Origin of the sequence: Streptomyces sp. NPDC032198, from assembly GCF_040636975.1 — a bacterium.
Lineage (GTDB): Bacteria > Actinomycetota > Actinomycetes > Streptomycetales > Streptomycetaceae > Streptomyces.
Map to the genome: position 1 here is coordinate 303556 of NZ_JBEZVL010000004.1, position 21125 is coordinate 324680.

The 21125-nt window shown below is 71.3% G+C and carries 21 protein-coding genes and 1 riboswitch; of the genes, 9 read left to right on the forward strand and 12 right to left on the reverse strand.

The genetic code is table 11. The features are described 5' to 3' along the window. Nucleotides 1-305: 305 nt before the first annotated feature. Together AB0E78_RS12350 and AB0E78_RS12355 are read right to left on the reverse strand one after the other, a co-directional pair. Nucleotides 306-1328 carry a TauD/TfdA family dioxygenase gene (locus AB0E78_RS12350; RefSeq protein ID WP_361831108.1) on the reverse strand — a complete coding sequence of 341 codons (1023 nt, stop codon included), beginning with the start codon at nt 1326-1328 and terminating at the stop codon, nt 306-308. A gap of 123 nt (nt 1329-1451) precedes the next feature. After that, on the reverse strand, nt 1452-1550 hold the full coding sequence (locus AB0E78_RS12355; protein WP_361831111.1) for a putative leader peptide: 99 nt from the start codon (nt 1548-1550) through the stop codon (nt 1452-1454). Between the two features lie 147 nt (nt 1551-1697). Between AB0E78_RS12355 and AB0E78_RS12360 the strand changes: the two genes are divergently transcribed. Beyond that, on the forward strand, nt 1698-2156 hold the full coding sequence (locus AB0E78_RS12360; protein WP_361831114.1) for an Rrf2 family transcriptional regulator: 459 nt from the start codon (nt 1698-1700) through the stop codon (nt 2154-2156). On the opposite strand, the gene AB0E78_RS12365 is transcribed toward AB0E78_RS12360, so the two are convergent. Together AB0E78_RS12365 and AB0E78_RS12370 are read right to left on the reverse strand one after the other, a co-directional pair. Then, nucleotides 2113-2607: a hypothetical protein gene (locus AB0E78_RS12365; protein WP_361831117.1), complete on the reverse strand. Its 495-nt coding sequence runs from the start codon at nt 2605-2607 to the stop codon at nt 2113-2115. The genes AB0E78_RS12360 and AB0E78_RS12365 overlap by 44 nt on opposite strands. A 26-nt stretch (nt 2608-2633) precedes the next feature. Beyond that, complete coding sequence (locus AB0E78_RS12370; protein WP_361831120.1) at nt 2634-2855, reverse strand: hypothetical protein; 222 nt, start codon at nt 2853-2855, stop codon at nt 2634-2636. Nucleotides 2856-3070: 215 nt separating this feature from the next. Here AB0E78_RS12370 and AB0E78_RS12375 point away from each other — a divergent pair, with 215 nt between their 5' ends. Next, nucleotides 3071-4285 (forward strand): acyl-CoA dehydrogenase, encoded by a 1215-nt coding sequence (locus AB0E78_RS12375; RefSeq protein ID WP_361831122.1) that lies wholly within the window; start codon nt 3071-3073, stop codon nt 4283-4285. Nucleotides 4286-4398: 113 nt separating this feature from the next. Further along, nucleotides 4399-5181: a thioesterase family protein gene (locus AB0E78_RS12380; protein ID WP_361831125.1), complete on the forward strand. Its 783-nt coding sequence runs from the start codon at nt 4399-4401 to the stop codon at nt 5179-5181. Nucleotides 5182-5206: 25 nt separating this feature from the next. On the opposite strand, the gene AB0E78_RS12385 is transcribed toward AB0E78_RS12380, so the two are convergent. After that, entirely contained in the window at nt 5207-6643 is a 1437-nt protein-coding gene (locus tag AB0E78_RS12385) for an aldehyde dehydrogenase family protein (protein WP_361831128.1), read from the reverse strand. A 104-nt stretch (nt 6644-6747) separates the two neighbouring features. Here AB0E78_RS12385 and AB0E78_RS12390 point away from each other — a divergent pair, with 104 nt between their 5' ends. Beyond that, the gene (locus AB0E78_RS12390) at nt 6748-7338 is read left to right on the forward strand and encodes a TetR/AcrR family transcriptional regulator (RefSeq protein ID WP_361831131.1); all 591 of its coding nucleotides are present in this window, start codon (nt 6748-6750) and stop codon (nt 7336-7338) included. A gap of 213 nt (nt 7339-7551) precedes the next feature. Next, entirely contained in the window at nt 7552-8373 is an 822-nt protein-coding gene (locus AB0E78_RS12395; protein WP_361831133.1) for an endonuclease, read from the forward strand. A 70-nt stretch (nt 8374-8443) separates the two neighbouring features. On the opposite strand, the gene AB0E78_RS12400 is transcribed toward AB0E78_RS12395, so the two are convergent. Next, nucleotides 8444-9421, reverse strand: coding sequence for an NAD(P)-dependent oxidoreductase (locus AB0E78_RS12400; RefSeq protein WP_361831135.1), 978 nt, complete (start codon nt 9419-9421; stop codon nt 8444-8446). After that, a complete protein-coding gene (locus tag AB0E78_RS12405) occupies nt 9418-10590 on the reverse strand; it encodes a lactate 2-monooxygenase (protein WP_361831138.1) in 1173 nt (390 codons plus the stop codon). Before AB0E78_RS12405 ends, AB0E78_RS12400 begins: the two co-directional genes overlap by 4 nt. Nucleotides 10591-10772: 182 nt before the next feature. Between AB0E78_RS12405 and AB0E78_RS12410 the strand changes: the two genes are divergently transcribed. Both AB0E78_RS12410 and AB0E78_RS12415 read left to right on the forward strand, forming a co-directional pair. Next, a complete protein-coding gene (locus AB0E78_RS12410) occupies nt 10773-11999 on the forward strand; it encodes a helix-turn-helix domain-containing protein (RefSeq protein WP_361831140.1) in 1227 nt (408 codons plus the stop codon). A gap of 200 nt (nt 12000-12199) precedes the next feature. Then, the gene (locus AB0E78_RS12415) at nt 12200-12892 is read left to right on the forward strand and encodes a hypothetical protein (RefSeq protein ID WP_361831143.1); all 693 of its coding nucleotides are present in this window, start codon (nt 12200-12202) and stop codon (nt 12890-12892) included. A gap of 55 nt (nt 12893-12947) precedes the next feature. Here the strand turns inward: AB0E78_RS12415 and AB0E78_RS12420 are convergent, their stop codons facing one another. The 4 genes from AB0E78_RS12420 to AB0E78_RS12435 form a co-directional block, all read right to left on the reverse strand. Then, nucleotides 12948-14075, reverse strand: a complete 1128-nt coding sequence (locus AB0E78_RS12420; protein ID WP_361831146.1) for an LLM class flavin-dependent oxidoreductase — start codon at nt 14073-14075, stop codon at nt 12948-12950. Between the two features lie 14 nt (nt 14076-14089). Then, a complete protein-coding gene (locus tag AB0E78_RS12425) occupies nt 14090-15553 on the reverse strand; it encodes an NtaA/DmoA family FMN-dependent monooxygenase (RefSeq protein WP_361831148.1) in 1464 nt (487 codons plus the stop codon). Nucleotides 15554-15572: 19 nt separating this feature from the next. After that, nucleotides 15573-16838 carry an LLM class flavin-dependent oxidoreductase gene (locus tag AB0E78_RS12430; protein WP_361831151.1) on the reverse strand — a complete coding sequence of 422 codons (1266 nt, stop codon included), beginning with the start codon at nt 16836-16838 and terminating at the stop codon, nt 15573-15575. 76 nt (nt 16839-16914) lie between these two features. Next, nucleotides 16915-17067, reverse strand: coding sequence for a putative leader peptide (locus AB0E78_RS12435; protein ID WP_361831153.1), 153 nt, complete (start codon nt 17065-17067; stop codon nt 16915-16917). A 47-nt stretch (nt 17068-17114) separates the two neighbouring features. Beyond that, a riboswitch (SAM riboswitch) is annotated at nt 17115-17228 on the reverse strand. Nucleotides 17229-17846: 618 nt separating this feature from the next. Between AB0E78_RS12435 and AB0E78_RS12440 the strand changes: the two genes are divergently transcribed. Both AB0E78_RS12440 and AB0E78_RS12445 read left to right on the forward strand, forming a co-directional pair. Further along, nucleotides 17847-18596 carry a hypothetical protein gene (locus AB0E78_RS12440; protein WP_361831156.1) on the forward strand — a complete coding sequence of 250 codons (750 nt, stop codon included), beginning with the start codon at nt 17847-17849 and terminating at the stop codon, nt 18594-18596. Further along, nucleotides 18593-19027, forward strand: a complete 435-nt coding sequence (locus AB0E78_RS12445; protein ID WP_361831158.1) for a DinB family protein — start codon at nt 18593-18595, stop codon at nt 19025-19027. The genes AB0E78_RS12440 and AB0E78_RS12445 overlap by 4 nt, the downstream gene beginning before the upstream one ends. Before the next feature lie 72 nt (nt 19028-19099). On the opposite strand, the gene AB0E78_RS12450 is transcribed toward AB0E78_RS12445, so the two are convergent. Next, on the reverse strand, nt 19100-21061 hold the full coding sequence (locus AB0E78_RS12450) for a M13-type metalloendopeptidase (protein WP_361831161.1): 1962 nt from the start codon (nt 21059-21061) through the stop codon (nt 19100-19102). Nucleotides 21062-21125 lie beyond the last annotated feature (64 nt).

Here is a 21125-nt window from a genome sequence, read left to right on the forward strand (position 1 = left end):
GGAACGTGATGTGCGAATTCCGCAGTGGCCAGGATCAAAGCACGTTCGCAGGTCGTACATCCAATCGACGGAGCAGCGCTCCACAGCGCTCGCGGCATCGAATCACCGCTGCGTGCAGGCATGTTCACCGCGTGGGGGCAGCTCCTTCACAAGATTCACAGAAGGAAATCGCGTGAGCGGAAGGACTCCTTCCACCAAAGCGGACACTCTCGCACCAAAGCGAAAGTTCTGTGGTCAATACACAAGCGCCGCACGTGGAGTATTCGCCGAATGGCGTGACTGCGCTGCGCATTCGATGTGCAGGTTTATTGAAGGCGTGCCGAATCGTCGCCGAAGGGGACACCGGGAAGCTCGGGCTCCGCGACCGCGCCGTCCGTCGATGCGCCGGATGCGATTCCGTGGCCGGGCTCGGGCACCGACTCCGGGGCGAGCAGCACCGAACGGCGACCGTCGACGCCGACCGGCACGTCGCCGTCGATGGTCACGCGGCGCAGCGTCCGCTCGTGGTCGTCGGAGTCGTCGACCCCGTAGTGCTGCGTCGCGCGGTTGTCCCAGATGGCGACGTCGCCCGCGCGCCACTGCCAGCGGACCGTGTTCTCCGGCCGCTCCACGTGCGACTGGAGTACGCCGATCAGGGCTCGGGAGTCGGCGGCCCTGAACCCGCTGAGCTTCTGCAGGAAGTTGCCCAGGATCAGCGTGCGTTCGCCGGTCTCGGGGTGGACGCGGACCACGGGGTGCTCGGTCCGGAACGTGACCGCGGTGAACACCTTCCGGTGCTGTTCGAGTGCCGCGGAGGAGGCGCCGGGACGGGTGGCCGCGTAGTCGTAGTCGTTGGTGTGCACGCCGCGCACGCTGTCGGCGAGGACGCGCAGCGGCTCGGGCAGGTCCTTGTACGCGGCGGCGGTGTTCGACCACAGGGTGTTGCCGCCGTACGGCGGGATGACCTCGGCGCGGAGGATGGAGAACGCCGGGTAGGCGGGCACGAACGTGACGTCGGTGTGCCACTGGTTGGCGCGGCCTCCGCGGTCGTTGTCGATGCCGAGGGCATAACGGCCGTCCACGGACGGCACGGTGGGGTGGGCGACGGGGGTGCCGAGCAGCCGGGCGAAGGCCTCGTGGCTCTCCGCGTCGAGGTGCCGCTGGTCGCGGAAGAAGACGACCTTGTGCTCGAGGAGCGCGGCGCGCACGGCGGCCACCGTGGCCTCGTCCAGGTCACCGCCGAGGCGGACTCCGGATATCACCGCGCCGATACGGCCGCCCACTTTCTGGACGGTGGGGGACGCCGAGGCGCTCAGGGTCTCTTCTGTTGCGGGTGCGGTCGTGGTCATGGGTCGGGATCCCTTCGATGGGGCGAGCGTTGGATGTACTCGGAGCGGAAGCCACGGGGCAGCGGCGCGGAAGCGGAAGCGGCACAGCGGCAGCTTCGGCAACGGCTGAAAGGGAGGCGGCGGTCAGGCCACGCGCAGACGACACGCCGCGGAGGCGAGGCGGCCCAGGTCTACGTGGAGCCGCGGGACGAGAGGGGTCATCGCGGTCATGTCCAGGAGCATGTGCGCCCGTCGGAAGGAGGGTCAAGGAATCCTCCGCCCGCTTCACGACCCTGCAACGGGCCCGACATCGCGGACGCGAGTGGTCCTTGCCCTCCCCGGGATCAGGGGCGATGCGGGCCATACGGGGCGGTGCAGCATAATGCGGCCATGCGGATCTCAGCCAGGGCGGACTACGCGGTACGTGCCGCGCTGCAACTCGCCGCGTGCCAGGACGACGGGCCGCTGAAGGCCGAGGCCATCGCGGAGGCCCAGGAGATCCCGCACAAGTTCCTCGAAGGCATCCTCAACGACATGCGGCGCGGCGGTCTCGTCCTCAGCCAGCGCGGCGGCAACGGCGGCTACCGCCTGGCCAGGCCCGCCGACCGCATCAGCATCGCGGACGTCATCCGCGTCGTGGAGGGCCCCCTGGTGTCGGTGCGCGGGGTACGCCCCCCGGAACTGGCCTACAGCGGGCCCGCGGAATCCTTGCTGCCGCTGTGGATCGCGGTGCGGGCGAATGTCCGCCAGATCCTCGACGGCGTGTCCCTCGCCGATGTCGCGGGTGCCGAGCTGCCCGCCACGGTCACGGCTCTCGCCGCGGATCCCGCGGCCTGGACGAACCCTTAGGGACGACGCCCTGGGCAAGAACCGGTCCGCTGAGGTCGAGGGCCAGCCGGTTTCCCCAGTCGTTGGTGAAGACGGCGGTCGCTCCGTCGTGGCGCACGCCCACGAACGGGTTGGAGCGGAACATCACGATGATCCATTTCAAGGAGCGGTCGGCGTCGAGACGGGCGAGGTAGCCGATGTTGCCCATGCCGCTGCCCCCGCCGCACACCCGTCCCGCTCCGTCCGGCAGCGGGCTCTCGAAGGCGGGGTACGCCTCGGTGACGCCTACTTCCTCGATGGCCTCGGCCACGTCGAGCGGCTCTCCGAGACGGAAGGGGATCGGCTGCCCGGCGTCCGGGTGGTAGGCCCCGGGGCCGTCCACGTGGACCTCCACGCCGGTGTCGTCCGACCGGTAGAGCCCGTCACGGAAGGGCATCTCCCCGGCCGCCCACAGCCGCTCGACCAGTCCCACGCCTCTTACTGCCTCCACCTCGGGCACTAGCGCCGGTTGCGCGGGTGGTCGCGGGCCGTGCGCTCATTGCCGTGCTTGTACGCACCCGTCCAGCGGGCCATCACCAGCTGGGCATCGCCGGACGCGACCTCGGCGAGGAACTTGTCGGCGCGCGTACCGCGCAGGGTGCCGGCCGCGCGACCGTGGTGGGTGATCGTCACGCTGGCGTCGGGATGTTGCTCGTAGGTGAAGCCGGAGGGTCTTGGCATGCTCGGATGCTAGGCATCCCGGACGTGGTTCCGTTACTGAATTTCGGTGCGCCCAGGGCGATCGGCAGCAAAGGCCGCCATCGGAACGGCCCTCTCGATCCCACTTTGCGAGACACTGCGGTCCACCCCTTGAACACCCCCTTGTCGCGGCGTCAGTTCACATCCACTATTCCTATCAATCAGGTAGGGAAACTAGGAATCTGTGAGGCGTCCCCGTGACAACGCTGATCCCCTCCGCCTCGCCGCGCGTCGTCCGGGAACTCGCCGACGATCTCGCCGTCGACGCGGACCTGCGCGACCGGGCGGGCAAGCCTCCGGTCGACGAGGTCTCGCGGCTGCGCGAGGCGGGACTGCCGGCGCTCCTGACCCCGTACGGCCAGGGGAGCGCGGACGGACCGGACGGCCGGGGCAGCGACTGGCGCACCGCGTGTACCGCGGTCAGGGACATCGCGGCGGCGGACAGCTCCATCGCCGAACTCCTCGCGCACCACCACGCGCTGTCATGGAGCCCGCGCCTCTTCGGCACGCCCGAAGCCGCCGCCGCGCTCGAACTGCGTGCCGTACGCGAGCAGTGGCTCTGGGGCGGCGACATCGAGCTGCCGGACGCGCAGACGGGCAGCGACCTCGCGCTCACCCCGGCCGGCGACGGGTACGTCCTGAACGGCAGCCGGCCCTTGACCGCGGGCGTCGCCGTCGCCGACCGGTTCGTCCATACGGCGCGGCGCACGGACAACGGCGAATGGGTGGTCGTCCACGTGGACCCGGCCCACCCCGGCGTCCACGCCGAACCGGCACACGACCTGCTCGGGCAGCGCCTGAGCGGTGCGGGCGGCGTCAGTTACGACGACGTAGCGGTGGCCTCGCACCAGGTGCTCGGCACGGTCCCCGTGGACGAGCACGAGATCTCACCGTTCACCGCGCTCGCCCCGCTGACCCGCCGCCTCCTGCTCGTCCAGGTCGGTCTGGGCAACGCGGAGGGCGCGCTGGCCGAGGCACGGGATATCAGCCGCGCCCTGCCGCGCCCCGCTCTGACGGCGGCTCTCGTCACCGGCGGGGACTGCGGGCCGCCGCCCACGGACCCCTATCTGCTGCTCGCCTACGGAGAGTTGGCGACGGCCGCGCACAGCGCCGCCGCGGTGGTGGACCGTGCGACGGACGCGCTGGCCCGAGGCCTGGATACAGGGCCCGCGCTCGGCGCCGGCGAGCGCGCCGACATCGCGTTCCTCGTGGGCGCGGCCGAAGCGGTCACCACCCAGTCCGCCCTGCACATCACCACCCGCGTCCTCGAACTCACCGCCGACGCACCCGCCCCTTCGGCCGACCCGGGCCTCGACCGGTTCTGGCGCAACGCCCGTGCCCTGACGGCCCACAGCTCGGCCGCGCACCGCCTCCGCGACATCGGGGAGCACTACCTCAACGGCCTGCACTAGCCGTCGGCCCCGCCTCCCGCCCGGCCAGTACGATCTTCGGACACTGGGACCCGAACAGCTCGACACCCTGGGGCCGTCCCGTTCCGTACCCGCAAGGCCGAGAGGGAAGCACCGTGCACACCGGCAGCTACTACGAGCCCATCGACGAGCACCGCTACAAGCCCACGCCCCACGCGGGTGGCGCCTGGGACGTCGACGAGCAGCACTTCAGCCCGCTCGGCGGCCTCATCGTCCACGCCATCGACCGGTACGTGGCCGCACGGCCCGACAGCGGTCTGGTCCTGTCCCGGATCAGCTTCGACATCCTCGGCCGGCTCGCCCTCGACGAGTGCGAGATCCGGGTGGAGACCATCCGGCCGGGCCGCACCATCGAACTGGTCGAAGCCGTCGTGCTCATGGCCGGCCGTCCGGTGGTCCGGGCGCGGGCCTGGCTGCTCGCCTCCGTCGACACCAGCGCCGTCGCGGGCGGCGGCGCCGACAGGCTCACGCACCCCGAGGAACTGGCGCCCTGGCACATGGCGTCCGTGTGGCCGGGCGGGTACATCGCCTCCGTGGACGTGCGCCCCGTCGGACCGCCGCAGCCGGGCCGTACGACGGCGTGGATCTCCACCGGGCTCGACCTCGTCGCCGGGCGGACCGCGAGCCCCCTCGCGTCGTTCATCACGCTCGTGGACACCGCCAACGGCATCGCCGTGCGCCAGCCGCCCACCGCGTGGATGTTCCCCAACGTCGACCTCACCGTCCACCTCCACCGCCAGCCGGAAGGCGGCTGGACGGGACTCGACACCACGGTCACCTTCGGCCCGACCGGCCAGGGCATCACCAGCACCGTCCTGCACGACATCTCGGGCCCGGTCGGCCACGCGGAGCAGATCCTCACCGTCCGTCCCCTGTAGTCCACTTGGCGTCCGAGGCGCCCGATCACGTGAAGTGCCGGATCAACCGCTCCTTGGCCGCCGTGAAGGGCGGATAGACGGCCCGCACGGTATCGGGCCGCAGCGGCTTGTGCAGGACGGCCTTCGTGTGGCTGAAGGTCTCGATCGAGTACTGGCCGTGATAGCTGCCGGTGCCGCTCTCCCCGACACCGCCGAAGGGCAGTCCGGGCAGGGTGAGATGGGCGTTGGGGAGCCCGAAGCCCACGGCGCCCGACGATGTTTCCCTGACCAGTCGCCGTCGGGTCTCCCGGTGGGGCGTGAAGGCGTAGAGGGCGAGCGGCTTGGCGCGGGCGTTGACGAACGCGACGGCGGTGTCCAGGTCGGGCAGGGACAGGACCGGCAGGATGGGGCCGAAGATCTCCTCGGCCATCACGGGGGCGTCCGGGTCTACGTCGGCGAGCACGGTGGGCGCGAGATAGCGGGTGGCCCGGTCGTGCTCGCCGCCGATCACCGGGCGGCCGTCACCGAGCAGGGCGGTGAGCCGGTCGAAGTGGCGGTCGTTGATGATGCGGCCGTAGTCGGGGCTGCGGGCGGGGTCGCTCCCGTACATGGACGTGATCGCGTCGGCGAGGTGGCCGGCCAGCGGGCCTGCCGTGCCGCCGATGGCCAGGACGTGGTCGGGGGCGGTGCAGCTCTGCCCCGCGTTGAGGAACTTGCCCCAGACGATCCGTCGCGCGGCGGCGGCCAGATCGGTGCCCGGCTCGACCAACACCGGGCACTTTCCGCCCAGTTCCAAGGTGACGGGGGTGAGGTGGCGGGCGGCGGCCGTCATGACGATGCGGCCCACCGTGCCGTTGCCGGTGTAGAGGATGTGGTCGAAGCGCTGCTCCAGGAGGTCCGTGGTCCGCTCCGCGGCGCCCTCCACGAGCGCGACGGCGTCCGGGTCCAGATGGCGGGGCAGGAGGCGGGCCAGCGCGGCCGAGGTCGCCGGAGCCAGTTCGCTCGGCTTGAGCACGGCGCAGTTACCCGCGGCGAGGGCGCCCACCAGAGGGGCGAGCCCGAGCATCACCGGGTAGTTCCACGGGCTGATGACGAGGACCACGCCGAGCGGTTCGCGCACTGTCCGGGCGCGGGCCGGGAGCAGTGTGAGGGGCACCGGGACGCGGCGCGGGCGCAGCCAGCGCTCCAGGTGGCGCAGCGTGTGGTCGATCTCGTTGACGACGAAGCCCAGCTCCGATGTGTGCGTCTCCACCGGGCTCTTGCCCAGGTCGAGGGCGAGTGCCTCGGTGAGCGCGGGCGCCTGTTCGGTCAGCAGGGCGCGCAGCGCGCGCAGTTGCCGTCGGCGCCAGGCCGTCGGCCGCGTCCGGCCCGTGGCGAACGTCGCGCGCAGCCGGGCGACGGTCCCCGCGGCGTCGCCCGCCGGTTCGCCCGCCCCGCTCGCGCCCGGCTCCCGCACCCCGACGGTGAGTAGTACCTGCTCCATCGCGTCTCCTCCCCGCAGGCGCAACGGTGCGTTGCGTTTCGCCGACCGTAGCCCTCCAACCTCCGTTGCGCAACGCACCGTTGCGTTGCGTTAGACTCCGGACCATGACGACGAACGACCGCCCGCAGACCGCCCGGAGCGGCGGCCCGCGGCGCAAGCAGCAGATCTTCGACGCCACCTTGAAGGCCCTCGCGCGCGACGGCTTCGAGTCCATGACGATCGAGGGCATCGCGGAGGAGTCCGGCGTCAACAAGACGACGATCTACCGCTGGTGGCCCTCCAAGTCCGCGCTCCTGGGGGCCGCCCTCATCGACGCGCCGCTCATGGACTTGCCGATGGCCGACACCGGCCATCTCCGCGGCGACCTGGAGCACCTCGTCGACGGCCTCGTCCGACTGCTGACCACGCACCCTTCGGGCGCCGTCGCCCGGTCCGTGCTGGGAGCGGCCGTGGGCGATCCCGGGCTCGCCACCTACATCCAGGGCTTCTTCGCCGACCGACTCGCACGCGAGCAGTCACTGATCGACCGCGCCGTCGCGCGCGGCGAACTGCCGCCCGGCACCGACACGATGCTCCTCATGGACCTGCTCGCCGGCGCGGTCTGGCTGCGCGCCGTCTTCCGCCGCCAGCCGCTGGACGACGACTTCGCCCGCCGCACCGTCGCCACCGTGCTCGACGGCGTACGCACGTCCTGAGATCCGCCGCCCCGAGATCTACCGTCCCAGGATCCACCCATTCGCGCAGCATGTCGTGTCCACGACATCGTCACACAGTCGACCCATAACGTTCATACAGTGACGTGCCCACCCGTGCCACTCTCCCGTTGGCCCACTTGTCAACTCGCGTAGAACGCGGGCCCCGTTGAAGGGATCCGCGGTGCGTGAGCCTCCGGGAGAGGACACCCCCACATGCCCGTCCCTCACATACGTCGCTGGAAACCGCTGGCCATGACCGCCGCCGCGGTCCTCGTCGGGATCACCGTCCCGGCCGCCGCCGACGCCGCGACCACGGCCCCCACGCCGACCGCGGCAGCCACCGGCGCCTATGACGACACGTACTACAAGGACGCGCTCGGCAAGACAGGTCCGGAGCTGAAGAGCGCCCTGCACACGATCATCAGCGACCAGACCAAGCTGTCGTACGACCAGGTCTGGGACGCGCTGAAGACCACCGACGCGGACCCGGACAACAGCAGCAACGTGATCCTGCTCTACACCGGCCGTTCGCAGAGCAAGGACAGCAACGGCAGCGACCCGGACCAGTGGAACCGTGAGCACGTGTGGGCCAAGTCCCACGGCGACTTCGGCACCGCGACCGGCCCGGGCACCGACATCCACCACCTGCGCCCGGCGGATGTGTCCGTCAACAGCACGCGCGGCAACAAGGACTTCGACAACGGCGGCAGCGAGGTCGGCGAGGCGCCGGGCAACTTCACCGACGCCGACTCCTTCGAGCCGCGTGACGCCGTCAAGGGCGACGTCGCCCGCATGATCCTCTACATGGCCGTGCGCTACGACGGCGAGGACGGCTTCGCCGACCTGGAGCCCAACGACAAGGTCTCCAACGGCAGCGCCCCTGCCATCGGGCGGCTGTCCGTACTGAAGCAGTGGAGCGACGAGGACCCGCCGGACACCTTCGAGAAGAACCGCAACCAGGTCATCTTCGACAAGTTCCAGCACAACCGGAACCCGTTCATCGACCACCCCGAGTGGGTCGGAGCGATCTGGTAGGTCACGGTTGCCGACGGTCGTGGCAGCGGCCCGTGCGGGGCCGTTGCCACGACCGGCAGCTGAGGCGCCGTCAGGACACCACGTCACCCAGCGGCTTGCCCTCCAGGTGGCCGGCCACGTTCTGGATCGCGGCGAGGCCGATGCGCACGAGGGTCTCGCGCGTGACGCCCGCGACGTGCGGGGACAGCACCACGTTCGGCGCCTTGAGCAGGCGCAGGGCGGCGGTGGGCGGTTCGGGGTCGAAGACGTCGATGCCCGCCCCGGCCAGGGTGCCCGCCGTGAGGGCGTCGGCGAGGGCGTCCTGGTCGATGAGCGCGCCGCGTGAGGTGTTGACGACGAAGGCCGTCGGCTTGAGGAGGGCCAGGCGTTCGGCGTCCAGGAGATGGCGGGTGTCCGGCGTCAGCGGGGCGTGCAGGCTGACGTAGTCGGACGTACGCAGCAGTTCGTCGAGTTCGACGTGCCGCGCACCGCCGAGGCGGGCCTCCATCTCGGCGCTCACCGGCCTCGGTCCCGCGTAGACGATGCTCATGTCGAACGCGACCGCGCGGCGGGCGACTTCCTCGCCGATGTGGCCGAGCCCGACGATGCCGAGCGTCTTTCCGGAGAGCTCCGTGATGGACTGCTGGAGGCGGGGCAGCGCCCAGTCGGCCTCGGTGAGAGCGGTGTGCGCCGGGATCAACTGCTTGGCGAGGGCCAGCATCAGGGCGAAGGTCTGCTCGGCGACGTTCTGCTTCTCGGCCCCGCTGGAGCCGATCGAACAGACGGAGACCCCGCGGGCGCGGGCGGCGTCCACGTCGACGTAGTCGAAGCCGTGGCTCGCGCACTGGACGACTTCCAGGCCGGGCGCCGCCGCGATGTGTTCGGCCGTGACCGGGGCGAGGCCGGTGATGATGACGTGTGCCGCGCGCAGCGCCGCGGGATCCTCGTCGGCCGACTCGACGACGGTGACATGTGCCGTCGCGGGCAGCAGCCCGGCGAGGGCGCCTCCCGCGGCGCGGCCGCCCACGTGGGGCGAGACGATGGCGAGGACGTTCTTCACGGCGGTCATGCGGTCTCCTCGATCAGGTCGTCGGGGGTGAGGGTGGCCGGCCCGGCGTGCCCGGACAGGGCCAGGGTGAGGTCGAGCTCGGCGAGCAGACAGCGGATCACATGGTCGACACCTGCCTGGCCGTCGAGGCCCAGCCCATAGGCATACGGCCGTCCGACGAGCACGGCCTCGGCGCCGAGGGCGAGCGCCTTGAAGATGTCGTCGCCGGTGCGGATCCCGCTGTCGAACAGGACGGAGAGCCGGTCGCCGACCGCCTCCACCACGCGGGGCAGCGCGTCGGCCGCCGCGACGGAACCCGCGACCTGACGGCCGCCGTGGTTGGAGACCACCACTCCGTCCATGCCCGCGTCGGCGGCGCGGCGGGCGTCGTCCGGATGCAGGATGCCCTTGAGCACGATCGGACCGTCCCAGTTCTCGCGCAGGAACGCCAGGTCCGGCCAGGTCTTCGCGGGGTCGGCGAACATGCCGACGAAGTGCATCACGGCCGCGTTCAGGTCCTCGTGCACCGGTTTGGCGAGGCCCGCCTGGAACGCCGGGTCACTGAAGTAGTTGGCGGTGCCCACGCCGTGCAGGAAGGGCAGGTACGCCTGGTCGAGGTCGCGCGGGCGCCAGGCCAGGAGCGGGGTGTCGAGCGTGACGACCAGGGCCGTGAAGCCCGAGGCCTTCGCCCGGTCCAGGAAGCTCCTGGTGACGTCGCGGTCCTTGGCCCAGTAGAGCTGGAACCACCGCTGTGCGTCCCCCATCTCCTTGGCGACCTGCTCCATGGGGGTGCTGGACGCCGAGGACAGGATGTACGGGACGCCGCGGGACGCTGCCGCGCGGGCCGCGGCGGACTCGCCCTCCGGGTGCATGATCGACAGGACGCCGACGGGGGCGAGGGCGAGCGGCGCGGGCAGCCGGTGGCCGAGCACCTCCACGGACAGATCGCGTTCCTGTACGTCACGCAGCATGCGGGGCACGATCCGGCGCCGCTCCAGCGCCTCGCGATTGGCGCGGGCGGTGCTGCCGTTGCCCGCGCTTCCGGAGACGTAGCCGACCGGGCCCGGGCCGAGGCGCTGCTCGGTCAGCTCCTCCAGGCGGGTCAGGTCGGTGGGCAGGCGGGGTACGGCGCCCGTCATGCCGTTGAGATAGATCTCGTACTGGAAGTCCGCCCAGTTCGGCTTCGTCATGTGGTGGGTCCCGTCCGGTGTCCGTGAGACTGCCTGAGGCTGCGTGCGTGTGGGTGAGAGGGCGTGGGAGTGCAGAGGGCCTGAGAGGGCCTGAGAGGGCACAGCCCACCCGACGATCCTTGCCACAGTGACAAGCCCCGTCCATGGTCGTACGCACCCTTTTCCGATGGGACTATCACCTTGTGACAAACAAGCGGGAGCGCGTCCGGCAGGAACTCCTGGCCGACCCCCACCTCGTCGAGGCCATCGTCGACGCGGTGCACGAACAGGTTCCGGCGTATACGGCGCTCGACGGAAGCAGGTTCCCGGAAGTGCGGGCCATCGCGGCCTGGGCGACGGACCGCCTCCTGGACCACTGGGTCACGGACGGGGTGATCGGCCCCGGCGATCTGCGGCGCTTCCGCGGGATCGCGGCGGCGCGGGCGGCGGACGGCCGCCCCCTGCAGGCCGTGCTCCGCGCCTACCGGGTCGCCGCCGCGGTGCTCGCGGACGAGGTCGCCGCCCGCGCCCCGCACCTGTCCGCGCAGGACGCCTTCGCCCTCACACAGTTGCTGCTCACGGCCATGGACACCATCTCCGAGGAGATGACCACGGCGTACGCGGCCACCAGTGAGCGCCTCACGGGTGACCGCGACCGATCACTCCAATTGCTGCTCGACGACCTGATCGCCGGACGGCACGCGTCGTTGGGCGCGCTCGACGCCAGGGCATCCCGCCTGGGTGTTCAACTCCCCGAGCGCTACTGCCTGTTGGTGGCGGAGCCGGTGGATACCAAAGCCCTGGACAGCAGCGGGTCCGACATCTCGCTGACCACGTCGACCGCCCTGCTCACGGCCCTCGGTGGCGGCGGGGCGCGGGGAACGTCCCCGGTGACGACCTCCCTGGCGACGACCCACGGTTCGCGCGCCGTCCTGCTCCTGCCCGCCGCCTCCGCCGACGCCGCGCCGGAGGTCCTGCGCAGGCACGCCTGGCGCGGCTGCGTGATCTCGGGCGAGAGCCTGGACCGCGTCGCGGTCGCCCACCGGCTCGCCGCGGGCGCCCTGGACGCCGCTCCCCCGCACGCCCATCACCCCGACCGGGTCCTCACCGACGCCGACGCGCACGTCCTTTCCCTGCTCGCGGGCCACCCCGTGGTGAGCCCCGACCAGATCGGCCGCATCGTCCTCGGCCCCCTCGTCGACGGCGCCCAGCGCCACCTCCTGGAAGCCCTCACCGCGTACATCGACACCGGCTCCGCCAACGCCGCTGCGCGCGAACTCCACCTCCACCCGCAGTCCGTGCGCTACCGCCTGCGCCGCGTCCGGGACCTCACGTCCCGCGACCCCCAGGACCCGTGGCAGCGCCTCACCCTGGACATCGCCCGCACGATCGTGCTCGGGGGCCGGGGCGGGCAGGGGCCCGGCCGATGACGGCCAGGGCGGGCGTACGGTCTCGCCTCCCCCGATGCGCGGTCGCCCCTCCCCGGCGTGCGGCCGAAGCCCAACGCCCCCGCGCACAGACCCGGTTCACCTATCCGGACTGATCGCCTCCGCCTCCGTTGTGCCGCTCCCGGCGATCACGGGAATCTCGTGGCACCGGCTGGCGCCCGCGGGGCGCCGAGAGGAGACACATGTCCAGGTCGTTCAACGGTGCGGAATTCCTGCAGGCACTCGCATCGGACACGGTCCGCGAGAAACCCGCCGTCATCGGGATGGTCAAGAAGTCCGAAGAGGGCACGGACAGCGTCCAGTTCGCCCCCGGCACGACATGCCAGGACTGGACGACAATCCCCGTCGGCCTCATCGACCGGGTGGAGCTGCTGCGCCAGGTGCCGTGCGACGACCACACGCACAGCCTCGTCCAGCTCACCCTCAAGGAGTCCGACTCCCCCGAACACGCCGTTCTGGCCACCCTGCTCGCCCACTACTCACGCATCAGCGCCGCCCCCACGGCCTCGCCGTGCGGGACACCGGCCCACGCCCAGCCCCCGCCGCAGGGCCGCCCGCAGGCCCAGCTGCAGCCGCAGCCACAGTCACAGCCGCCGCGCCACCCCCGGCCCCACGGCTCAGGAGCTCAGGCCCCCGGAGCGGCCCCCCTCACCTGGGGCGTCGCCCCGCAGGGCACGCCACCGGAGACCACGCCCCGGGCCCAGGCCGACTGTGTGGACGGCAGCTCGGCCTGTGTGAGCGACGGGTACGGGGGCTTCACCTGCCTGGCGTGCTGTCACGGCTACTGGAACGACATCGGCCCCTGCCTCTACGGCAAGTGGTTCAGCTGCAACGGCGTCAACTACAACGCGTACAACTGCTGGCCCATCGCCTGACCGCGGGCGCCCGCGACCGTCCGCCGGGCGGCCCTTCGCCCGGCGGACGGTCCCGTCACCTGCGTCGCCACTCCTCGGCGAGCAGTTCGTAGGAACGCACCCGGTCGGCGTGGCCGTGGGTGATCGTGGTGATGAGCAACTCGTCGGCTCCGGTGGCTTCCTGGAGCTGTTCCAGGAGGTCCGCGACGCGTGCCGGGGAGCCGGTGAACTGGGTTTCGGTTCGGTCCTCGACGAGCGCCCGGTCCGCGTCGGTCCAGGTGTGCCGGCGTGCCTCGGCCGGTGTGGGGTACTGGATGGCGCCCTCGGCCGTGCGAATGCTGCGGACCCACGGGCCGTAGCCGGCGGCGAGTTCGCAGGCGGTCTTGTCGTCCTCGGCGACGACGACGTCGGCGGAGACGCTGACATAGGGCTTGTCGAGTACGTCGGAGGGCTCGAACGCGGCACGGTAGCCCTCCGCGGCCTCCAGGACCGTGCCCGGACTGACGTGGTAGTTCGCGGCGAAGGGCAGGCCATTGCGGCCCGCGACGTCCGCGCTCTGGCCGCCGCTGCTGCCCAGGATCCACACCTGGATGTCGGCGCCCTCACCGGGGACGACATGCGCCTCGATGCCGTCAGCGGACCGGTACGTTCCGGCGAGCAGCGCGAGGATGTCGTCGACCTGCTCCCCGTAGTCCTGCGCCTGCGCGTGCGGCTGCTGGAGCAGCTTGCGCTGGAGGGCGACGCGGGGTGAGCCCAGCAGATGCTCGTAGGAGAAACGCGGCGGGATCCGCAGCCCGTTGGGCGCGTGGCCGTCGACGACGGGGGTCACGGTCGGCGGCGCGGCGGGTGGCGTACCGGGCGGCTTGCCGCCGGAGCGGCCGAGTCCCAGGTCGAGGCGTCCGGGATGCAGCGCGTCGATCAGGCCGAACTCCTCGACCGTGGAGAGCGCGGTGCGGTGACCGAGCTGTACGGCGCCTGCCCCGAGCCGGATCGTGGAGGTCTCGGCGGCGGTCAGGGCGAGGACGACCGCGGGTGAGGTGCCTGCCACGCCCGGGTTGAGGTGGTGTTCGGCGAACCAGTAGCGGGCGTAGCCGAATCGCTCGGTCTGCCGGGCCAGGTCGATGGAGTGGTGGAGCGCTTCGGCCGCGGTGGAACCGGACGAGACCGGGACCAGGTCGAGGACGCCGAGAGGGATGGCTGACATGGGTGTGGTCCTCCTCAGCGGCCGGCCGGCGCGGGCACGGACGTAGGTGCGGTCTCGGGCGTGGGTGCGGTCTCGGGCGTGGGTGCGGATGCGGGCTCGGGGAAGCCCGGCCTGGCGTCGGGGTGGGCCAGGCCCAGGTGGTCGCGCAGGGTGGTGCCCTCGTACTCCGTGCGGAAGACGCCGCGCTCCTGGAGCAGCGGGACCACGGTGTCGGCGAAGGCGTCGAGGCCACCGGGGGTGATGTGCGGGACGAGGATGAACCCGTCGGACGCGTCGGCCTGGACGAAGGAGTTGATCGCCTCGGCGACGGTGGCCGGGGAGCCGACGAAGGACTGGCGGTTGCCGGTCTCGATGACGAGGTCGCGGATGGACCACTTGTTCGCCGCCGCGAGCTCGCGCCACTCCCGGGCGGTGGCCAGCGGGTCACGGTACATCCGCACCTGGGCCCGGCCGCGCGCGACGGTGTGCTCGCCGAGGTCCGGGTCGATGTCGGGCAGCGGGCCCTCCGGGTCGTACGCGGAGAGGTCGCGGTTCCAGACGAACTCCAGGTGCTTGATCGCGGTGGCGCCACTGACCTGCTTGCGCCGCACCTCCCGGGAGAGTTCCTCCGCCTCGGCGTCCGTGTCGCCGAGAACGAAGGTCGCGGCGGGCAGGATGAGCAACTGGTCGTGGGTGCGGCCGTGGCGGGCCAGGCGGCCCTTGACGTCCGTGTAGAACGCCTGCCCCTCTTTGAGCGTGCTGTACCGGCTGAAGATCGCGTCCGCGCCCTCGGCGGCGAATTCCCGACCTTCCTCCGAGTCGCCCGCCTGGAAGATGACCGGGCGCCCCTGGGGACTGCGCGGGACGTTGAACTGCCCCTGGATGTCGAAGTGCTGTCCCTGGTGGACGAAGGCGCCCGCCTTGGCGTCACGCAGGAAGGTGCCGGTCTGCTGGTCGGCGAGGATCTCGTCCCCGCGCCAGGAGTCGAACAGCTCGCCCGCCGTGCCGAGGAACTCCCTCGCCCTGGAGTAGCGCTCGTCCTGCGGGAGGAATCCGCCGCGGCGGAAGTTCTCGCCGGTGAAGGCGTCCCACGAGGTGACGACGTTCCAGGCGGCTCGGCCGTCCGAGAGGTGGTCGAGACTGGCGAACTGGCGGGCCACCTCATAGGGCTCGTTGAAGGTGGAGTTGATGGTGCCGGTCAGACCGAGGCGTTCGGTGACAGCGGCGAGCGCGGTGAGGACGGCGAAGGTGTCGGGCCGCCCGACGACGTCCAAGTCGTAGATCTGACCGCCCTGTTCACGCAGCCGCAGCCCCTCGGCGAGGAACAGGAAGTCGAATTTGGCGCGCTCGGCGGTGCGTGCGAAGTGCGCGAAGGAGCTGAACTCGATGTGGCTGCCGGCTTCGGGGTCGCTCCACACAGTGGTGTTGTTGACGCCCGGGAAATGCGCCGCGAGGTGGATCTGCTTGAGCGGCTTGTCCGGTGACGTTGACTTGCTCATGTCGGTGGTCCTTTCCCGCTCAGGCGGTGGCGGCGTAGCGGCTTGCGGGGCGGGCGAGGCCCAGCAGACCGCGCAGGGTGTCGGCCTCGTACGCGCGGCGGAAGACGCCGCGGCGCTGGAGCTCGGGCACCAGGCCCCGGGTGATCGCCGGGAGGTCGTGGCCGACGACGGCGGGGCGCAGCCGGAATCCGGTGAGCCCGGCCTGCGCCAACTCTGCGAGCAGATCAGCCAGTTGAGCGGGCGTACCGGTGAAGATGTGCGCGTCGCTGGTGTACGGCTGCCCGGCGAGGGAGTCCAGCCGTTCCCGGCGGGCCGCGGCGGCGGCCGGGTCGTCGTCGAGGAACACCACCAGGTCGCCGAAGAGGTGCAGGGGCTCGTCGCCGCGTCCGGCCGTGTCCTGTTCGGCGCGGACCGCCCTGACGATGGCGTGTGCGTGCCCGGCGTCGCGCGGAGTGACGTATCCGAGGTCCGCGGAGCGGCCGAGGAGGCGGAACGGTGCGTCGGTCGGGCCCTCGTGGGCGAGCGCACTGACGAGGGGCCGGCCCTGCGGCGGCCGGGGTGTGATCGAGGGGCCCTTGACGCTGAAGTGCTTGCCCTCGAAGTCGATGTAGTGCAGCTTGTCGCGGTCGATGAAGCGGCCGGTGGCGACGTCCCGGATCTCCGCGTCGTCCTCCCAGCTGTCCCAGAGGCGGCGCACGGCTTCGGCGTAGTCGGCCGCCTCGTCGAAGAGGTCGGCGGTCAACTCCCGTACGTCCGGCCTGCCGAGATCCTCGACGCCCTCGAGGGCGGGCAGCGTGCGGCGTCCGAAGTGCGCGGCCTCGTTCCGGCGCGCCGACACCTGCACACGTACGCCCGCACGGCCCGTGCTCACGTAGTCGAGCGTGGCGATCGCCTTGGATATGTGGAAGGGCTCCGTGTGGGTGGCCACCACCGTCGGCACCAGACCGATGTGGCTGGTCAGCGGCGCGACGCGCGCGGCGACGAGGACGGCGTCGAGCCGTCCGCGGACCTGGTCGGTGCGTCCGTCGGGCTCGGTGAAGTGCGAGGACTGGAGTCCGAGCCCGTCCTCGATCGTCACGAAGTCGAGCAGACCGCGCTCGGCCTCGGTGACCAGATCGGTCCAGTACCGGGCGGTGAACAACTCCCCTGGCCGGGAGACCGGTTCACGCCAGGCGGCCGGATGCCAGCCCGCGCCGTCGAGCGCGACGGCGAGGTGCAGCGCGGCCGAAGAGGCGGAGTCAGCGGAAAAGGGCAGGGCGGATGAAGGTGAAGGTGATGACGACACGGAGGAGTGCCTTCCTGATCGACCGTACGAGAACACCGGCCCCTCGGCTCCGAGGGTGCGGCGGCGGGGTGACGGGTCAGGAACGACAGAGCGCGCCGGCGACACGCTGCAGGTCGATGTGCGGCCGGGAGTAGAGATGCACCTGGCGGCTCGGGGCGATCACCAGGACGCGTGGCGCGGGCGCGTGCACGGGCGGCACGGGCGCAGGAACGGGCGGCACCAGTGGCATGTCCGTCACCTCCGCCCTTCCGGCTCGGCGGGCCCGGGGCCCCGCCTGTCTCGCGCTTGCGGAACCCTGGTCGGGAACCGCCCGGTCCTCACCTGGAGCACCCCGCCGCGAGGGAGGGTTGCCGGTCAGCAAGCCAGGGCTTGACGCTGACACTCGTAACCTGCTCGGACGTTACGTGAGGTCGTAGCCGTGCGCAATGCCCCGTGGATCATGGCAGGGCTCACATCGCCGTACGTGTCTCTTCGTGGGACTCCGTCAGGGTCAACCGGCGGGCCACGCCTTCTGTTCCGCTCCCGCTGGGGGAGTTCCGGGGACTTCCAGGGAGTTTCCTGGGGGTCGGGGAGTTCCACAGGCCTTCTTGACGGCGGGGGAACCCCGGACCCAGACTTCCGGGGACGGTCTCGAACGGGTCCCCGAGCGGGCCATCGGCTCCGGGTACACCTCCGGATACCACGGGCCTCGACAGCAGGGCTGGTGAACATGTCCAGGGCGGTCGCCGCGAGGAACAGCACCCCGCGATCCCCCCTGTCCGCACCCAGACCCCGCCCCCACGTCCTGACCAGGCGGCTGCACATCGACCTGCTGCGCGTGTGCAGCGCCTCGGCTCCAGCTCTCTGACGTCACCGCGCAAGAGCCGACCGCCCGCCCGGCAGCAAGGGCTCGTCATCGCTCCGGCTCTCCGTGGCCTCTGAGGCCCTCTGCTGCCACGCCATCCCCTCTCCCCCGCCGCCCCACCGGCACCGAGCGCCGCGGGCGCCCCCTCACCTGTCTGGAGAGCCATGCCCGAGACCACGTCGCACCGCCCGCAGATCCGCAGCCGCATCGGAGCCGATCTCGCGGGCGGCTTCTACCCGGCGCCCCACCGCTATCACCTGTACCTCTCGGCCGGATGTCCGCGCTCCCTGCGCGTCTCGATCACCCTCGACCTGCTCGGCCTCAGGAGCGCGGTCACCACGACGCTCCTGACACCGGACACCACCGCGGCGGCCCACGCCGACCTACACCGCCACTACGAGGCCACCGAGCACCACTTCGACGGTCCGCCGACCGTTCCCGCACTGTGCGACCGATGGAGCGGGCACGTCGTCAGCAACCACACCCCCGACATCCTGCGCGACCTGGCCTGCCGCTTCGCCGCGCACGCCGGCGGCCCGCTGCCCCGGCTGCGCCCGTCGGCCCTCGCGGCACGGATCGACGCCTGGCACGAGCAACTCGCGGGCCCCCTCACCCCCGCGACGCTGGACCACGTCGACCGCCGACTGGCCCGCCACGCCTACCTGGTGGGCGAGGAACTCACCGCGGCGGACGTGGACTTGTGGGCGCGGCTCGTCCACCGGACCCCCGACGCAGCCGAGGCGACGGATGCCCGCCCCGACGTGTGGTCCTACGTACGCCGCCTGCACGACCACCCGGCCTTCCACGCCAACCACCCGCACCCCGTTGAACCGAACCGGCGGCCGAGCCCACCCGAGTGCGGCACAAAATCCGTTTCCCCAGCCGAGAGGCCCTGTGCCAGGGTCACCCGGTGACGGATTCCCGGCACACTCTGCTCCGCGGGCAGTTCGACCTGACCTGGTCGCTCTTCGAATACCACCTGGAGCGGCTCGAGCCCGTCCCTGTTCCGACGATCGGCTGGATCAGCTGGCACATCGGCTGGTGGTGGAGCGTGACGATCGACCACGCGCGGGGGCGACTGCCGCGTCAGCGGACCGAGATCACCTGGCCGGGTGGCGGCAAGGCAGCCGTCGACTGGTTGCGTGACCTGCGCACGGACTGGCTGGCGGTGCTCGACCGGCTCGACGACGCCGCCCTGGACGCCACCGCTCCGTTCCCCTGGCAGCACGACCCCGGGCACACCGTGGCCGACATGCTCGCCTGGGTGAACTCCGAGCTGATGAAGAACGCCGCCGAGATCGGCCAACTCCGCCTGCTGCGCGCCGCGCGCGAGCCGGACCGGTGAGCGGGCGGGCGGCGCGGAAACGGGTCGGGGCGGCCACGGCGAAGTGCCATGGCCGCCCCCGGGGAGATCAGGTCACCAGATCCTGACGCGCTCCGCCGGGTCAAGCCAGAGCCCGTCGCCCTCCACCGTCCCGAACGCGTCATGGAACTCGTCGAGGTTGCGGACGATGTTGGCCCGGAACTCCGGCGGCGAGTGCGGGTCGATGGTGAGGTACTGCTGCTCCTGCTCCTTGCGGCGCTTGGTGCGCCAGCAGTAGGCCCAGTTCATGAAGAGCCGCTGGGAACCGGTCGTGCCGTCGCGCTCCGGCATCGGGGCGCCGTCGAGCGCGATCTTGTACGCCGTGTGCCCGATGGTCAGGCCGCCCAGGTCGCCGATGTTCTCGCCGACCGTGAGCGAGCCGTTGACGAACTCGCCGGGGAGGTTGCGGGGCGAGAACGCGTCGTACTGCTTGACCAGTGCCTTCGACTTCGCCTCGAACGCCGTCTTGTCGGCCGCGGTCCACCAGTCGTTGAGGTTGCCCGCGCCGTCGTACTGCGCGCCCTGGTCGTCGAAACCGTGGCCGATCTCGTGGCCGATGACCGAGCCGATGCCACCGTAGTTCTCCGCGGGGTCGGCGTCGGGCGAGAAGAACGGCTTCTGCAGGATGCCCGCGGGGAAGCAGATCTCGTTGGTGCCCGGGTTGTAGTACGCGTTGACCGTCTGCGGCAGCATGAACCACTCGTCGCGGTCGACCGGCGCACCGATCTTGGCGAGCTGCCGGTCGGACTCGAAGGCGGCTGCCGCGTGCGCGTTGCCGAGCAGGTCGTCGTCGGAGACCTGGAGCGCCGAGTAGTCGCGGAACGTGTCCGGGTAGCCGATCTTGGGACGGAACGTGGCGAGCTTCTCGTACGCGCGCTCCTTCGTCTCGTCCGTCATCCAGTCCAGGCGGGCGATCGACTGGCGGTAGGCCTCGAGGAGGTTGCCGACGAGGTCGTCCATCATGGCCTTGGAGCTCGGCGGGAAGTGCCGCGCCACGTACTCCTTGCCGACGGCCTCACCGATGGAGCCCTCGACGAAGGCGACCGCCCGCTTCCACCGGGCGCGCAGCTCCGGGGTGCCGTTGAGGGTGCGGCCGTAGAACTCGAAGTTGTTCCGGACAAAGGGGTCCGTGAGGTACGGCGCGCTGGAGCGCAGCACCCGGACGAGCGTCCAGTCCCGCCACTGCTCGATCGGCACCTCGTCGAGGACCGCGGACAGGTGACGGAAGTAGGACGGCTGGCGGACGCACGTCTCGGCGATGGTGGCGTCCGAGCCGCCGAGCCCCTCGGCGAAGGCGCGCCAGTCGAAGTGCGGCGCCAGGGTGATCAGTTCGTGCAGGGTGGTGAGGTTGTACGTCTTCTGGACGTCACGCGTCTCGGCCCGCTCCCAGTGGCCGGCGGCGAGCCGCGTCTCCAGGGCAAGGACCGTCTGCGCGGCCTCGGCGGGCGAGGCGTGCTGCCCCAGCGTGAGCAGCTCGGTGAGGTGGGCGAGGTACTTCTCGCGGATCTCGGCGAACTTCTCTTCCCGGTAGTACGACTCGTCGGGCAGGCCGAGCCCGCCCTGGAGGATGTTGAAGAGGTAGCGGTCGGAGTTCCGGTCGTCCGAGTCGATGTACGAGCCGAAGAGACCGGAGCCGCCGATCCGCTCGAAGCGGCCGAGGAACGCCGCGAGCTCCCGGGTGTCGCGGAGCCCCGCGACCTCGTCGATCAGGGGCTGGGCCGGGGCGAGCCCGCGGGCGGCGATCGTCTCCTCGTCCATGAAGGAGGCGTACAGCGTGGCGATCTTGCGCGCGTCATCCGGGACGGCGCCGGACGAGGCGGCCGACGCCAGCTCCTGGATGATCACCTTCACTTGTTCCTCGGCCGTGTCGACCAGCTGTACAAAGGGGCCCCAGCTGGAGCGATCCTCGGGGATCGGCTCGTGCTCCAGCCAGTGACCGTTGACGTGGCCGAACAGGTCGTCCTGCGGCCGGATCTCGGGGTTCATGCCCGTGCGGGCGTCATCCAGCATGCTCATTCACGCACCCTACGCGGACAGCGTGGCCGAACACGATCGGCTTGCGGCCGCCGATCGTGCCCCG